The 15,402-nt window shown below is 36.7% G+C and carries 17 protein-coding genes and 2 pseudogenes; all 19 read left to right on the plus strand.

Going from position 1 to position 15,402, the window contains the following annotated elements; genetic code table 11:
* Positions 1–131 precede the first annotated feature (131 nt).
* Complete coding sequence (locus LZP85_RS07455) at positions 132–965, plus strand: hypothetical protein (protein WP_234562129.1); 834 nt, start codon at positions 132–134, stop codon at positions 963–965.
* A 144-nt stretch (positions 966–1,109) separates the two neighbouring features.
* Positions 1,110–1,295: a hypothetical protein gene (locus LZP85_RS07460; protein WP_062954473.1), complete on the plus strand. Its 186-nt coding sequence runs from the start codon at positions 1,110–1,112 to the stop codon at positions 1,293–1,295.
* 117 nt (positions 1,296–1,412) lie between these two features.
* Entirely contained in the window at positions 1,413–1,742 is a 330-nt protein-coding gene (locus tag LZP85_RS07465; RefSeq protein WP_062954471.1) for a helix-turn-helix domain-containing protein, read from the plus strand.
* Positions 1,743–1,931: 189 nt separating this feature from the next.
* A complete protein-coding gene (locus LZP85_RS07470; protein WP_119543706.1) occupies positions 1,932–2,045 on the plus strand; it encodes a paeninodin family lasso peptide in 114 nt (37 codons plus the stop codon).
* A gap of 98 nt (positions 2,046–2,143) precedes the next feature.
* Positions 2,144–2,713, plus strand: a complete 570-nt coding sequence (locus tag LZP85_RS07475; RefSeq protein WP_206833452.1) for a hypothetical protein — start codon at positions 2,144–2,146, stop codon at positions 2,711–2,713.
* Positions 2,714–2,871: 158 nt separating this feature from the next.
* The gene (locus LZP85_RS07480; RefSeq protein WP_062686483.1) at positions 2,872–3,606 is read left to right on the plus strand and encodes a YveK family protein; all 735 of its coding nucleotides are present in this window, start codon (positions 2,872–2,874) and stop codon (positions 3,604–3,606) included.
* On the plus strand, positions 3,596–4,249 hold the full coding sequence (locus LZP85_RS07485) for a CpsD/CapB family tyrosine-protein kinase (RefSeq protein ID WP_064484033.1): 654 nt from the start codon (positions 3,596–3,598) through the stop codon (positions 4,247–4,249). The genes LZP85_RS07480 and LZP85_RS07485 overlap by 11 nt, the downstream gene beginning before the upstream one ends.
* Positions 4,250–4,481: 232 nt before the next feature.
* Complete coding sequence (locus LZP85_RS07490) at positions 4,482–6,302, plus strand: polysaccharide biosynthesis protein (protein ID WP_119542773.1); 1,821 nt, start codon at positions 4,482–4,484, stop codon at positions 6,300–6,302.
* 30 nt (positions 6,303–6,332) lie between these two features.
* Positions 6,333–7,463: a glycosyltransferase family 4 protein gene (locus tag LZP85_RS07495; protein ID WP_119542774.1), complete on the plus strand. Its 1,131-nt coding sequence runs from the start codon at positions 6,333–6,335 to the stop codon at positions 7,461–7,463.
* Positions 7,448–8,595: pseudogene (locus tag LZP85_RS07500) on the plus strand (glycosyltransferase family 1 protein). Before LZP85_RS07495 ends, LZP85_RS07500 begins: the two are co-directional and overlap by 16 nt.
* Complete coding sequence (locus LZP85_RS07505; RefSeq protein ID WP_119542776.1) at positions 8,561–9,451, plus strand: glycosyltransferase family 2 protein; 891 nt, start codon at positions 8,561–8,563, stop codon at positions 9,449–9,451. Before LZP85_RS07500 ends, LZP85_RS07505 begins: the two are co-directional and overlap by 35 nt.
* A gap of 30 nt (positions 9,452–9,481) precedes the next feature.
* Positions 9,482–10,557, plus strand: a pseudogene (locus tag LZP85_RS07510) (EpsG family protein).
* Between the two features lie 35 nt (positions 10,558–10,592).
* Positions 10,593–11,636: a UDP-glucose 4-epimerase GalE gene (galE, locus tag LZP85_RS07515; protein ID WP_206833455.1), complete on the plus strand. Its 1,044-nt coding sequence runs from the start codon at positions 10,593–10,595 to the stop codon at positions 11,634–11,636.
* 10 nt (positions 11,637–11,646) lie between these two features.
* The gene (locus tag LZP85_RS07520; protein ID WP_062686476.1) at positions 11,647–11,832 is read left to right on the plus strand and encodes a hypothetical protein; all 186 of its coding nucleotides are present in this window, start codon (positions 11,647–11,649) and stop codon (positions 11,830–11,832) included.
* Positions 11,833–11,840: 8 nt separating this feature from the next.
* Positions 11,841–12,440, plus strand: coding sequence for a sugar transferase (locus LZP85_RS07525; RefSeq protein WP_119542778.1), 600 nt, complete (start codon positions 11,841–11,843; stop codon positions 12,438–12,440).
* Position 12,441: 1 nt separating this feature from the next.
* Positions 12,442–13,086 carry an acetyltransferase gene (locus tag LZP85_RS07530; RefSeq protein WP_119542779.1) on the plus strand — a complete coding sequence of 215 codons (645 nt, stop codon included), beginning with the start codon at positions 12,442–12,444 and terminating at the stop codon, positions 13,084–13,086.
* A 9-nt stretch (positions 13,087–13,095) separates the two neighbouring features.
* The gene (locus LZP85_RS07535; protein WP_206833456.1) at positions 13,096–14,253 is read left to right on the plus strand and encodes an aminotransferase class I/II-fold pyridoxal phosphate-dependent enzyme; all 1,158 of its coding nucleotides are present in this window, start codon (positions 13,096–13,098) and stop codon (positions 14,251–14,253) included.
* Positions 14,254–14,284: 31 nt separating this feature from the next.
* Positions 14,285–14,632, plus strand: coding sequence for a helix-turn-helix domain-containing protein (locus tag LZP85_RS07540; protein ID WP_062686472.1), 348 nt, complete (start codon positions 14,285–14,287; stop codon positions 14,630–14,632).
* Between the two features lie 19 nt (positions 14,633–14,651).
* On the plus strand, positions 14,652–15,398 hold the full coding sequence (locus LZP85_RS07545) for a glycosyltransferase family 32 protein (RefSeq protein WP_119542781.1): 747 nt from the start codon (positions 14,652–14,654) through the stop codon (positions 15,396–15,398).
* The last annotated feature ends 4 nt before the right edge of the window (positions 15,399–15,402 follow it).

Below are 15,402 nucleotides of genomic sequence, written 5' to 3' on the forward strand. Positions count from 1 at the left end.
GTTAGTATAAGTAAGCATAACAATTTCATGTAACCGAATAAAGGTTTCTTTTAGTTATTAAGTGCCAATTATAAAATACATAAACTGTCGTATATTAATAAAGCTAAAATGTACATGAAAGAGGTTTATGTATGAACAAATATTTCATTATTTTATTGTTTATAAGTCTTATTACGCCGACTCAAGCAAATGCAAAAGCAAAAAATCATCCTTTAACTTATTATGGCGCAGTACAAAAAGGTAAAATTATACCATGGAAAGAAGCCCAACATTTACTTCCTAAAGGCAAGAAATTTACGGTAATTGATATGGATACAGGCTTATCCTTTAACGTGCAGCGGCGAGCGGGAAACAAGCATGCAGATGTACAACCGTTAACAAGAACCGATACAGCCGTTATGAAATACATCTATGACAATCATTGGAGCTGGAATAGAAAAGCAGTTCTGATTCCTGTAAAAGGACAGCTTATAGCTGCATCGATGAATGGTATGCCACACGGGGCCGGAGCGCTAGATAACGGATTTCCAGGACATTTTTGCATTCATTTTTTAGACAGCACTACTCATAAACGAAATCATGCTGACCCAGATCATCAAATGATGGTGTTAAAAGCCGGAGATAATCTTGAGAAATTTGTTTCTACAGCTACACCAGAACAACTCATTCAGCTTTTCTTAATTGGAGTTAAACAAAGAGATGATATACTGTTGAAAGCAGCAGTAGGTAAAAAACAGCTAGAAAAAGTCTATTCAAAAGTGGAAAAAATTGAAGCATTACATTACAAACAAGAAGAAATTCAATCAGTGATAGAAACACAGCCCTTAATCGTAAAGGGAACAGTAAATGTTTCAACTATTGCAGTTGAGAGAGGTGAAGGTCAAAGAAGCTTAACAGTGAGCTTTAAATTAGAAAAACCTTCAACCAGTGGTACTTGGAAGATTAAAGAGGTAAGTTTTAACTAGCTAACAAAAAGCTGCTTGTATGAGGCAGTTTTTTTATAAAATAACAGGATCACTGTTTAAAATGCTATACACGCGATAATGAGTAATTTATACTAATAGTGAGTCTATCGACTTATTTTTAAAAATTAGAAAGAGGTTTTTATCGTGGTGAAAGCGGGTTTATTTGGACATTATACCTTTGTAGGAGTTTTATTTGGCTGTATTTCTGGGCTCTTTATTGAAGGGGTTGTATACGAAGAAATGGCAGTTTTACCGCTCGGTCTATTCAGTGGTTTGTTAGTGGGTAGCTGCGTCGATTTATATCGGTGGTGGAAAACGCCTGTAAAATAAAAAATGGTCAACATAAACTGAATTGTAGCAGTTGTCACAATCGGTATTTTGAAAATAAGTAATGTAAAAGAAAATATGTTATAATGCTCTTAACAGTAACAGTTAAGGGTGATGACAATGGAAATTGGTCAGCGTATTAGAGAGTTAAGAGGAAAAAAAGGAATGTCTTTAACCGAACTTGCTACACGAGCTGGGGTAGCTAAATCTTATATTTCATCGGTAGAGCGTGGCATTCAGCTTAATCCTTCAATTCAGTTTTTAACAAAAGTGTCGAATGTATTAAATGTTAATGTTGAGACGCTTATCAATGGTACCAGTGATAAAGATGAATCACAGTTAGACGCAGAATGGGTAGAGCTTGCAAAAGAAGCGGCACATTCCGGAGTTAGTAAAGAACAATTTAAGCAGTTTTTAGAGTTTCAAAAGTGGCAGCGCACTAATCAATAAGCTGCTTAAAAAATAAATGAGATGGTGTTTAAATTCAGAAAATAACGAAAGATTATTGACAATAAAATGTTAAAGTGATAAGATTCACATGTGTTCTTTATAAAGAACACATGTGTTTTTTGCTCTTATTTACTTGTTTATGAGGTACATGAGCAGTTATGAAACAAAAGCATATAAAGGAGGATTAAAATGAAAAAAGAATGGAATACGCCAACGGTTGAAGTGTTAGAAGTCAAAATGACATTAAAAGGTTGGGAAGACAAGCCATCAAAAGATTCTTCCAACAATGACCTAGACAGCTAATAACAGCTAGATGGCCTTGTTACGTTGTTCGCAAGGTCATCTTCTGGTTTTATAAACCACAGCATGTAGTGATCCTGGGAAATAGGTGATTAGAAGCTATGTATGACATTGTTAAAACAGCTAAGCAACAGAAGATTTTCCAAAATATTTGGGAGTACTTTTGTGAAAAGTATAAATGGTATAATGATCCTTACTCAGCAGAAGGTGTTCGCTATCTTCTCATTGCTCCAACTCGAAAGTTTTATCATAGGAGAAGATTTATGGGAACGATAGAGTTTTCCCCTTATAGTGTTTACGAAGCTTCTAAAGTATCCGGCGTTCGGAAATATGATTTCTCTAGGCATGCTGAGATTTATGAAGAAAGAACCCGAGTATGGGAAATAGATAAACTTTGTTTACATCTAAACTATCAGCGTCAAGGTTACTTCAGTCATTTCTTTTCTATTTTTAACCATCATGCAAAGATCTATCAGCCTAAGTACTACATAGCCCTCGTTGAAAAGAAGCTGTACCGTATGCTTCGCTTTTCATATCACTCGTGGGTTGAACAAACAGGTCCTGAGTTGGTTGGGCCTACAACATCTCTAATTCCAGTTATCATTCATATTGAAAAAATGATGCAAGAAGGAATCCTGTTGTCAATTATGAAAGAACCGAACACCCACTAAGCATAAATGATAAAAAATAAAAAAACATTATATTGACATGTTCTTTATAAAGAACTAATATAATGTCATAGATTTTAAAAATGAAGAAACTTTAAACTTATATTGTTCTTTATAAAGAACAATATTCTTGTTGAACATGCATAATAAGGGTGGTTAGCATGAAGAGTGAGAATATACAAACCTTTCAAAGAGGTAAAAGTGACAAAGAAATTAATTTAAAGGAATATTATGATGTGTTAAAGAAAAGAGTCTGGGTCATTCTAATCATTACGGCTATTACTACAATGATTGGCGTTATCTACAGCGGCTTAAATAGCTCCCCTCTTTATCAAACATCAACACGAATTATTATTAATACAGATAGTGAATACATGAAAACGTTAATGGTCATGATTAAAGATCCTATCATGATGCAAAAAGTAAAAGAAGAGTTAAGGCTACAAAAATCTCCAGAGTCGATTGCGAATCAAATACAAGTTACAAGGATTGACGAATCTCAAGTTGTGAGCATCTCAGTTGTTGACTCAACTCCACAAAGGGCAGTAAGTATTGCGGATACAACGGCTCGCGTTTTTAAAAATGAAATTGCTTCCATCTTAAAATTTAAAGATGTACAGCTATTATCCGGTGCAAAAGAAAACCCTTATCCCATCAATGAATCACAAAGTCGTACAATTATTTTTACCTTTTTGTTTGGATTAGCAGTTGGTGTGGGTTTGGCATTCTTATTGGACTCTTTAGATGTAACGCTACGAAAGCATAGTGAGATTGAAGATATTCTCGGTGTTCCAGTTCTCGGCGTAATCTCAAGTATGAATAAGAAAAATTTATCTATTAATAAAAAACGAGCGAAAGAAATGGAAGTAAGGAGAGAAGCTGCTGATGCTAAGTAAAAAAAGTCAATCATCCGCTTTTAAAAAACAAAGTCTAATTGCTTACTCAAATCCAAACTCTTTAATTTCAGATCAGTTTCGAACAATTAGAACCAATATTCAATTTTTAATGAAAGAGAAAAAGAACTACTTGCTGTTAATTACATCTGCAGAGCAAGGAACTGGAAAATCAATGATTGCAGCGAATCTAGCGACTTCTATTGCTCAAAAGCAAAGAGTGTTATTAATTGATGCCAATCTCCGCTCTCCGTTCATCCATACAATTTTTAAGCTGTCTAATAAAGTTGGGCTTACAGATGTACTAGAAAGAACCGCTGATTTAGTAGAGGCTATATATCAGCCCGCCATCGGTCAGCTTGAAATTTTAACGAGCGGTAAACCATCTTATAATCCAGCAGAGCTTTTGGGAAGCGACACAATGATTCGACTTATGCAAATTATTGTTAATCGCTACGATGTAGTGATTATTGACTCACCGTCCGTATTAGATTTTACGGAAACAAGGTTAATGGCTAACCGGTGTCATGGGGTTGTACTTGTACTTAAGCAGGGAAAGATCAAACCTCAGCAATTGATTGAAGCGAAAAATATTTTAGATTTAGCGCATGCAAAGCTAGTAGGAACGATTATTAATGAAAAATAAGTATACAAATGTTCTTTATAAAGAACAAGGTGATGTCTACTTACCTGTATCAATGGAGACACTCGACCGTGCTGTGGGTTACAAAACCTTAGACGCTAGTCGTCAAAAGTGTGGTGTGAGGATAGGTTAGATGCCTATTTAGTTTAAATAAAGTTTTTATGTATGAAGTATAGTGTGAACTTTATACATAAGAACTTTATTATATTAATTCCAGAAAGAAAGGGATCAATTCATGACGTACAGACAGAGATTATCACTATTTATCGTCATCGATTCATGTATTGTTTTCATGACAATCTTCATTAGTAGATTTCTTGTTAATAGTGACTTTCATATAGTAACTGCTGAAATGTGGATGAGTTCACTAGTATTGCTGCTTGGGCACCATCTGTTCGCTATTAAATTGGGCTTATATTATAAATCATGGGAGTATGCAAGCGTAGGGGAGCTCGTTATCATTTTAAAAGCTGTTTCTTACTCAGTTATGCTGGCCGGTGTGTTTCAACAAGTGATTATACAGACCGTTCATGTTCGACTTTTATTAATAACGTGGCTTTTGCATCTTTTGCTTATTGGGGGGTCACGGTTTGTGTGGCGTGTTTATTTAGATTCTTTAAATAAAGAAAAGCAAAAGAAAAAACGAACACTAATTGTAGGCGCAGGCTCTGCCGGCACCATGGTTGTGCGACAGCTAGTAAAAAACAAACAAAGTGAGCTTTATCCTGTTGCGTTTATTGATGATAACGTAAGCAAGCAACACCTTGATATTTTAGGTGTAAGAGTTGTAGGAGGCTTGGACAGCATTGATTGGGTCGTTAGTGATTTGAAAATTGACAATATCATAATTGCAATTCCTTCTTTAACAAAAAAGCAGTTACATCGCATATCAAAAGCTTGTGTTAAAACACGAGTGAAAACTCAGACACTTCCAATGCTTGAAGATTTGGTAACTGGGAAAGTATCAGTCAATCAATTTCAAGATGTGAAGATAGAGAGCTTGTTGGGAAGAGAGCCTGTAGATATGGACATGCAAAGCGTGGCCAAGTACGTAACAAATAAAACGGTTCTCATTACGGGAGCTGGTGGATCCATTGGTTCTGAAATCGCTAGACAAATTACAGGGTTTGCGCCTAAGCAATTAATCTTATTGGGACACGGAGAAAACAGTATTTATTCGATTAGCGTAGAGCTAAAAGAGCAATTCCCCACTACGAAAACGCTTTTTATAACAGAAATTGCAGATATTCAAGATGCTGAAAAAATGATGCGTGTGATGAAACACTATGCTCCTGACGTCGTGTATCATGCCGCCGCTCATAAACATGTTCCACTTATGGAACATAATCCAGAGGAAGCTGTAAAAAACAATGTTATTGGCACGATGAACGTAGCAAGAGCTGCCAGTGATAATCACGTGAACACATTTGTCATGATTTCATCAGATAAAGCCGTAAATCCGACAAGCGTTATGGGAGCAACAAAAAAATTAGCTGAATCCATTGTTCAATATATGAATGAACAGAGTGCAACAACATTTGTAGCCGTCCGCTTTGGAAACGTGCTTGGAAGCAGAGGGAGTGTTATTCCTCTTTTTAAGAAGCAAATTGAAGCAGGAGGACCTGTGACCGTTACAGATCCAGAAATGGTTCGCTATTTTATGACGATTCCAGAAGCGTCTCGACTTGTTATTCAAGCTGGAGCATTAGCAAAAGGTGGCGAAGTATTTGTTTTAGATATGGGAAAGCCTGTGAGAATTGTTGATTTAGCTAAAAATTTAATTACCTTATCTGGTTATAGTTTGGATGATATTGACATTGCATACACGGGAATTCGTCCAGGAGAAAAACTATTTGAAGAATTATTGACAAAAGAAGAAGTTCATGAGGAACAGATTTATCCAAAAATTTACGTAGGCAAAACATCTTCGCCTTATTTTCAAGAGATTGAGAGATTACTTGCAACATCTCATGAATTAAATAAGCATGAACTGCGCAGCGAGTTAATTTATTTATCAAATAAGAAGGTAGATAAGACATTATCTGTATCAAGTTAATATTACTGTAGTAGAAAGGAACGCTCGTCTATGCCTAAAATATTGTTTTGTGCGACAGTTGATTTTCACTTCAATGCGTTTCACCTTCCATATTTAAAGTGGTTTAAAGAACAAGGGTGGGAAGTTCATGTTGCAGCGGCTAAAACAATGGATTTACCATATGTCACTCACCAGCATGCGTTATCTATTCAGCGTTCACCTTTTCATATGAAGAATCTGCTTGCATATAAAGAGTTAAAGAAACTAATGAAAAAGCATCAATATGAAGTTATTCACTGCCACACGCCAATGGGTGGCATATTAGGGCGCTTAGCGGCTTTACAAATTCGAAAGCATGAAGCGTATGTCCTTTATACAGCGCACGGCTTTCATTTCTATAAAGGGGCACCTTTATTAAATTGGCTTGTATATTATCCAATTGAGCGAGCAATTTCGTCTTACACTGATGTTTTAATTACAATTAATAGTGAAGATTATCATCTGGCTAAAACAAAACTAAAAGCGCATAAAACAGTGCATGTAAAAGGTGTAGGGGTTAATACTGATAAATTCAAGCCAAGGTCCAAAAATCTTAATAAAACAATACTAGGCTACAATTCTCAGGATTTTTTACTAATCTACGCCGGAGAGTTTAATCACAATAAAAATCAACAGTACCTTATTCATTTAATGAAAGAGTTAAAAATACGAATACCACATGCTAAATTGTTGCTTGCAGGAGAGGGACCTTTACAAGCAAATTGCAGGTTATTAGCTGAACAATTAGGTGTAAGAGAAAGCGTTGAGTTTTTAGGGTATCATAAGGACTTAAATGAATTACTGCCGCTTTGCGATGTTGCTGTTGCTTCAAGTTTTAGAGAAGGTCTACCCGTCAATGTAATGGAAGCCATGGCATGTGGGTTACCGATCGTAGGTACAGATAATAGAGGACATAGAGAACTAATTCAGCAGCGACAAAACGGCTTCATTGCTCATACTCTGCAAGAATTTGCTTCTTATATTGAAGAGCTAGCAACAAACCAAGAATTAAAATATAGAATGGGCATGAAAGGGAGAAACGCAATTATGAATCATTACAGTTTAGAGAAAGTAATGGATAGAAAAAGAGCAATCTATGAAGCATGTATGAGAAAGGAAGAGAAACGGTGGATTGCAAATTAAGAGTACTTCATGTTGTCGTTAATATGAACAGAGGTGGAGCAGAAACGTTGCTCATGAATTTGTATCGCAACATCGACCGTTCTAAAGTTCAGTTTGATTTTTAACATGCAAAGAAGGGGTTTTTGATTCAGAAATAAAAGAACTGGGTGGAAAGGTCTACCGTATTCCATATGTAACTGAAGTTGGTCACCGCTTGTATTTAAAGCAACTCTACTTATTTTTTCAACAACATCACACTTATCAAATTGTACACGCTCATTTAGATAAAATGAGTGGTTTTGTACTGCAAACAGCTAAAAAAGCTAAAATTCCAATTCGAATTGCCCATAGTCATAATACGAGAAGTGAAGGTGGTTTAGTGGCGCGCACTTATAAATGGTATGCAGGAACTCGAATTGTCCCATCTGCTACACACTTATATGCTTGTTCAAAAGCAGCTGCTAGCTGGTTATTTCAGAAGCATGACAGGAAAGTCATTCTGTTGAACAACGGAGTTGACGTGGATCGATTCCGCTATTGTCAGCAAGCAAGGCAGAAAGCTCGTGCAGAGTGGGGCGTTAATGAACGTACACTTGTATGGGGACATGTTGGTCGCTTTAACCATCAGAAAAACCATCGCTTTTTACTTGAATTATTTCATAAAGTTCATCAAAAAAATCAAAATACCGTGCTGGTCCTCGTTGGAGAGGGAGTATTAAAAAGCGAGATTGAAAAGCAAATTAAAGAACTGGAGCTCGCACAAAGCGTTAGATTATTAGGCGTTCGCTCAGATGTTCATGAGATCTTGCAAGGGTTTGATTGCTTTGTTTTTCCTTCAGTACATGAAGGGTTACCCTTAACCTTGATTGAAGCACAAGCATGTGGTCTACCCTGTATCATCTCTGATGGCATCAGTGAAGAAGTTGACATGGAATGTGGTCTTATTCAGCGATTATCACTAGATAAGGTGAAGGAGTGGGAAAGGGTTCTATCTTTTATAGACCCTTCTTTGCCTCGAAAAGAAGTGGCTTATTTATTAGATAGAAAAGGCTATAACATTAAGCATCAAGCTGAAAAAATTGAGCAGTTTTATCGGGTGTGCATGAAGGAGGGCCATGATGAAAACCATAACCATTTTTACGCCAACATATAATCGGGCATATTGTTTGAACGATTGTTATGAAAGTTTAAAAGTCCAAACGTGCAAAGACTTTATTTGGTTAATTATCGATGATGGCTCCACGGATGATACTCGTCAAAAAGTGGCTGTTTGGAAAGAAGAAGGAGATGTAGATATCTCCTATTATTTCCAAGAAAATAAAGGCATGCACGCTGCACACAATAAGGCGTATGAATTAATAGATACAGAACTGAATGTCTGTATCGACTCAGACGATTACATGCCAAGAGACGCGGTAGAGAAGATTATACAGCATTGGAAGCGATACGGAAATAGCAGCGTAAGCGGAATTATGGGGTTAGATTCAAACCGTAACGGCACTATCATCGGAACGGCTTTTCCTGAAGAATTAAAGCAGTCAACGCTGTTTCATCTTTATCATAAGCACGGCGTTACAGGAGATAAAAAGCTTGTATATCGAACAGAACTAACTAAAAGATATCCATATCCACTGTTTGAAGGTGAAAAATATGTCGGGCTTGCTTATAAGTATCACATGCTTGATAAAGACTATGAGCTGCTTTTAATGAACGAAGTTTTGTGCTGTGTAGAATATCTTCCCGATGGATCATCTCAAAATATGTTATCACAGTATCTAAAGAATCCACAGGGGTTTGCATTTTACAGAAAAGAGTTGATGAAACTTCCTTTTGCCAGCCCTCTGTTTAAATTTCGCCAAGCTGTTCATTATGTATCAAGCAGCCTCATCAGCCGGAACGGTCAGTTTTTAAAGGAGACACCTCTTAAAACAATAACTCTGTTAGCTGTCCCACTTGGTATTACGCTATATGGCTATATTACGTTAAAAACGAGAATGTTTATATCCTAAAACTTGGTTTAAATGAAAGGATCTTTTCAAATGGCTCTTTTATGGTTAAACCTAATTATTGTCTTTTTATTGTCTTTTTTTCACGATATGCAGCTACACCTTTAATGGAATCAGGTTCACCTGTTGAAATTCGCCCTAATAAGCTTCTTGTTACAGGAGCGCTGATGGCGCTTGTTTGTATTTCAGGTTTGAGATCAAATATCGGCGATACATTGGCTTATATAGATATTTACACATCCAATGATTTTACGTGGCAATATGTGATGAGTCAAAAAGACATCGGGTTTGGGTTGTTTCAAATGCAGCTAAAGAACCTTTCACAAGACCCACAGCTTCTCATCTTTTCAACAGCTTTAATAACAAATGTTTTGGTTGTAACCGTCCTCTATAAATATTCGAGAATGCTAGATTTAAGCCTTTATGTATACATTACGGGAGGTTTATTTTTAGTATCAATGAATGGTATTAGGCAAATGTTAGCAGCAGCTATTATCTTCACAGCCACAAAACTGCTAATTGAAGGTAGATGGAAAGGATATTTTCTAGTTGTTATATGCGCTTCGTTTTTTCATCAAAGCGCATTTATTTTACTTCCTTTATATTTTGTTGTTCGGACAAAAGCATGGTCTAAATCTACAGTCGCTCTCGTTTTGTTAGCTGTAACTGCAGTGATTGGCTTTGACCAATTTATAAACATCTTGTTTTCAGCTATTGAAGATACCCAGTATGCAGAGTACAAAAACTTTGATGAAGGAGGAGCGAATTTTCTACGAGTTTTGATTAATGCCATACCTTTAGTCATTGCCTATTTAGGGAGAGAGCGGCTGCGAGAATTATTTCCAGAAAGTGATTATATCGTCAATATGACGCTTCTTGGCTTTGTATTCATGATTGTTTCAACACAAAACTGGATCTTTGCTCGCTTTACCATTTACTTTGGTCTTTATCAGCTAATTTTAATTTCCTGGCTAGTCAAGCTATTTCGAGAGAAAGATCAGAAAGTCGTTTACTACGGAATCTTAGCTTTTTACTTTGTTTATTTTTATTACGAGCACGTGGTGACGTTAAATATTATATATAAAAGTGACTTCTTAAACTGGTTTTAAAAGTTTAAGAGTAAAGTGAGTGGAGGAGGAAAAAGATGGCTATTTTAGTCACAGGAGGAGCTGGTTATATTGGCAGTCACCTCTGCGTAGAGCTATTAAATGCAGGCTATGAGCTGATTGTAGTTGATAATTTTTCAAATAGTCATCCTGAAGCATTAAAAAGGGTTTCTAAGCTAACTGAGAAGTCTTTCGTTACATATGGTATCAGCCTACTGGATGAGCAAAAGCTTAAACAAATCTTTGCAAAACATCCTATCGAAGCAGTTATACATTTAGCGGGTCTCAAAGCTGTTGAAGAGTCTGTAAAGGAACCTTTGATGTACTATCAGCACAATCTAACTTCAACATTTGTACTATGTAATGTAATGAAGCAATACGGGGTGAAAAAGATGGTATTTAGCTCGTCAGCAACTGTTTATGGGAAGAGCAAGCAGGTTCCCATTACAGAAAAAACCCCCTTAGGAGCGATTAATCCCTATGGAAAAACGAAGGAGATCATCGAACAAGTCTTAGGTGACTTGTATGGCTCAGATGCTTCATGGAGCATTGCAATACTAAGATATTTTAACCCTGTTGGTGCTCATGAGAGTGGGTTAATCGGTGAAGACCCTCGAGGGATTCCAAGCAACCTAATGCCATATCTTTCACAAGTAGCAATAGGTGAGCTTTCTCACCTTAATGTTTATGGAAACGACTATCCGACGGTTGATGGTACGGGAGTTCGAGACTATATTCATGTCGTAGATTTGGCTATAGGACATATAAAAGCAATGGAAAAGGTGAGGAATCAAACAGGAATTCATACGTATAACTTAGGAACAGGAAAAGGCTATAGTGTATTGGAACTAGTGGCTGCATTCCAGCTTGCTTCAAAGAAAAATATTCCGTTTCGTACAACGAATCGTCGAAGTGGTGACATGGCCATTTGCTTTGCTGACGTAACGAAAGCGGAAAAAGAATTAAATTGGTCTGCGCTTCGTGGTATTGATGAGATTTGTAAAGATACGTGGAATTGGCAGAAATTAAACCCAAATGGGTACACCACTCAATCAGTGCAGAAAATACTTTTATCAGAATAGGATGAATTTAATGGCTTCTAACATTAAGCAACTAAATGAACAGACATTACGGCGGATTTTAGCTGAATTGGAGAAAAAAGCACAGGTAGCCACACACTTAACGCTTTCGGAAGTACTTGATGATTTAAAGCAGAGTTTACTAGCCGTGAATGTGACAGCAGATGCTACGTCAAAAAGTAAACAAGATAAGGAGTAAGTGTTCACATGAAGCGTTTACTTGATATTGTTGTTACATTTATCTTATTAATTCTACTATTTCCTATACTACTAATTTGTTGTATGATTGTGAAATTTAGCTTAGGTTCACCAATTTTCTTTAAGCAACAGCGTCCTGGCTTAGAGGAGAAACCTTTTTATGTATACAAACTTCGTACAATGAACTCGACGGTAGATGAAGAGGGTGAACTATTAGCTGACCATATAAGGTTAACCAAAATGGGATTATTTTTAAGGAAATATAGCTTAGATGAACTTCCCCAATTAGTTAATGTTTTAAAAGGGGACATGAGCTTAGTGGGACCTAGACCACTTTTAATGGAATACTTAACCCTCTATACAAAAGAACAAGAAACTCGTCATTCAGTTAGACCGGGAATAACAGGATGGGCACAGGTGAACGGTCGGAACAATCTTTCTTGGGAAGAAAAGCTTGCGTTAGATACTTGGTATGTTCGAAACCAAACGATGGGCTTGGATTTGAAAATATTACTACTGACGGCTTTAAAAGTTGTAAAAAAAGAAGGGGTTTCAAAGCAAGGGCACGTCACGACGGATAAATTTACGGGTTCGAAAGATGTGATATAGGATGAATGTTGTTGTTATAGGTAACGGAGGTCACAGTAAAGTTATTCAAGAGATAATTCGCTTAAACGGCCATATCATTATCGCGGTGTTAGATGATCAATATCAGACCAATTTCTTTGAGGATGAAGTGATTTATGCACCTATATCGTATATAGAAAAATTGGAGAGTGCGTATGTATTTCAAATTAGTATTGCTATTGGAGATAATTCAATAAGAAGACAGTTAATGGAGCTGTTAAATCTTTCACCCAGTCAGTATTTATCTGTTATTCATCCAACGGCTGTTATCAGTCAAACAGCAGAGATTGATAATGGAACCGTTATTATGCCATATGCGGTTGTTAATGCTGGTGCAGTGATAAAAAAACATTGCATTATCAACTCAGGTGCAATCATTGAACACGATAGTTTACTAGAAGATTATGTACATGCTGCTCCTCGAGCTACGATTACAGGTGAAGTAACAATAGGTGAAGGCGCATTTATTGGAGCAGGAGCTACCGTTATCCCTCAAAAAAAAATTGGAGCATGGTCAATAATTGGTGCTGGCTCAACGGTTACATCAGATTTACCAAGTTATTGTATAGCAGTAGGCTCGCCAGCAATAGTGAAAAATAATAACTCCATAAAAGCAGAAAGAAGGTGAGTAAGTTCCATGTACCAAATTTATTTATCGCCTCCTCATATGAGCGGAGAAGAGCAAAGGTATATTCAACAAGCATTTCAAACGAATTGGATTGCACCAGTAGGCCCTAATATTGACCGGTTCGAGCAAGAAGTAGCCTTATACGTAAGAGCTAAAGGAGCTGTAGCAGTAAGTTCAGGTACTGCTGCCATTCATTTAGCTCTTTCTTTGCTAGAAGTTAAAAAAGGAGATCGGGTATTTTGCTCAACTCTAACATTTGTGGCAAGTGCTAATCCCATTCTTTATCAAGGAGCAGAACCGGTTTTTATTGACTCAGAGCCAGATACATGGAATATGTCTCCACGTGCACTAGAAAGAGCATTGAAAGAAGCTGTTCAAATAAATCAGTTACCTAAAGCTGTAATTGTCGTTCATTTGTATGGACAAAGTGCAAGGATGAACGAAATTATGGAACTTTGTCAGAAATATAAGGTACCTGTAATTGAAGATGCTGCTGAATCTCTAGGCTCCACTTATAGAGGCCAGTATACAGGAACGTTCGGTGATTTTGGTATTTATTCATTTAACGGCAACAAAATTATTACGACATCAGGTGGTGGAATGCTTGTTTCAAATAATGAAGAAGCATTGAACAAAGCGAAGTTTTTAGCAACACAAGCAAGGGATCCAGCGATTCACTATGAGCATAGCACGATGGGATACAATTACCGGATGAGCAACATATTGGCTGGAATTGGTTTGGCTCAATTAAATGTTTTACAGAAACGAATTGAAGCTAGGAGAGAAGTATTTCAGCGCTATTATAAACGTTTATCTCATATTAACGGCGTTGCGTTCATGCCTGAGCTACGAGAGACTATCACCAATCGATGGCTGACAGCCCTTACAATTGATTGTGACAAGCTAAACCTAAAGCCTAAAGAAATTATAAATGTCTTAAAGAAAAACAAAATTGAAGCAAGACCTGTATGGAAACCTTTGCACTTACAGTCACTATTTAAAGGCTGCCTTTACTATAGCCATTCTGAAGTCGAGCATATTGCTGAAACGCTTTTTTATACAGGAGTGTGTTTACCATCTGGTTCCAACCTCTCCGTAGACGAACAAACAGCTGTTATTAAGCTATTGCAAACTAGTATGATGACCAGCAGTCATTCAATCGTGTAGTCAATAAGAGAAAGTATGAGGTATGTATATAATGATAGGAGATAATATATATAGGATTCGTAAATCAAGAGGCTTAACTTTGTCAGAGCTTGCAGAAAGATCAAATGTCTCAAAGTCATATTTAAGCAATATTGAACGAAATGTAAACCAAAACCCATCTATACAAGTTGTTGAGAAGATTGCAGCAGTATTGGGCGTCGAATTTAATTGGTTATTAGAATTACAACCTCAACATGACTCTCTCCCGGAACAAGAATGGCTAGATTTTATTGATGAACTAAAGAAGATAGGTGTGAAAAAAGAACAGTTAGAAGAGTATAAAAGGGTTTTTGCGTTTATTAAATGGCAGCAGGAAACGAAAAATACGTTGGTAGAATAGTAGGAAGGAGTTATGAGAGGTGGCTAAATCCAAAGAAACAATCCCTAAGATTATTCATTACTGCTGGTTTGGTAATAAAGAAAAGCCTCCATTAGTTCAAAAGTGTATTCAAAGCTGGCGAGATTGTTTGAAAGATTACGAAATCATTGAGTGGAATGAATCAAATACATCGTTAGAGTCTAACCAATACGTGAAAGAAGCGTATAAACAAGAGCAGTATGCATTTGTCAGTGATTATGTTCGAATGCAAGCGTTGTATAACATGGGCGGAATTTATTTAGACACAGATGTAGAAGTGTTTAAATCCTTTAATAATTTGTTAATCAATCAGTCTTTCTTTGGTTTTGAAGAAAAAAGTTTTGTCGCGACAAGTACATTTGGTGCTATGAAAGAACATCCTATTATAAAGAACATGCTTGATTATTATGATGGGCAAAGCTTTATTCAAAAAGATGGATCCTACAACCAGCTGACAAACGTCGCTGTTATGACAAAAATGTTTGAAAAAATGGGAATGAAAAGAACAGGAGAGCAACAGTATATTGAAGAAATGGCAGTTATTTATCCGCAAAGTTATTTTTCACCGTACGATTATATAAACTGTCGTCTACTTCAAACGGAAGAAACGTACGCGGTCCACCATTTTTATAAAAGCTGGCTTTCCCCACGGCAAAAAGCGAAAGGAATGGCAAAGCAAGCAGTTGTCAAGCTTATTGGTGGTAACAACTTAGCATATATTCGTAGCATTATAACGAAGGGATTGTGAAGCC

Origin of the sequence: Priestia flexa (assembly GCF_021441905.1) — a bacterium.
GTDB classification, from domain to species: domain Bacteria; phylum Bacillota; class Bacilli; order Bacillales; family Bacillaceae_H; genus Priestia; species Priestia flexa.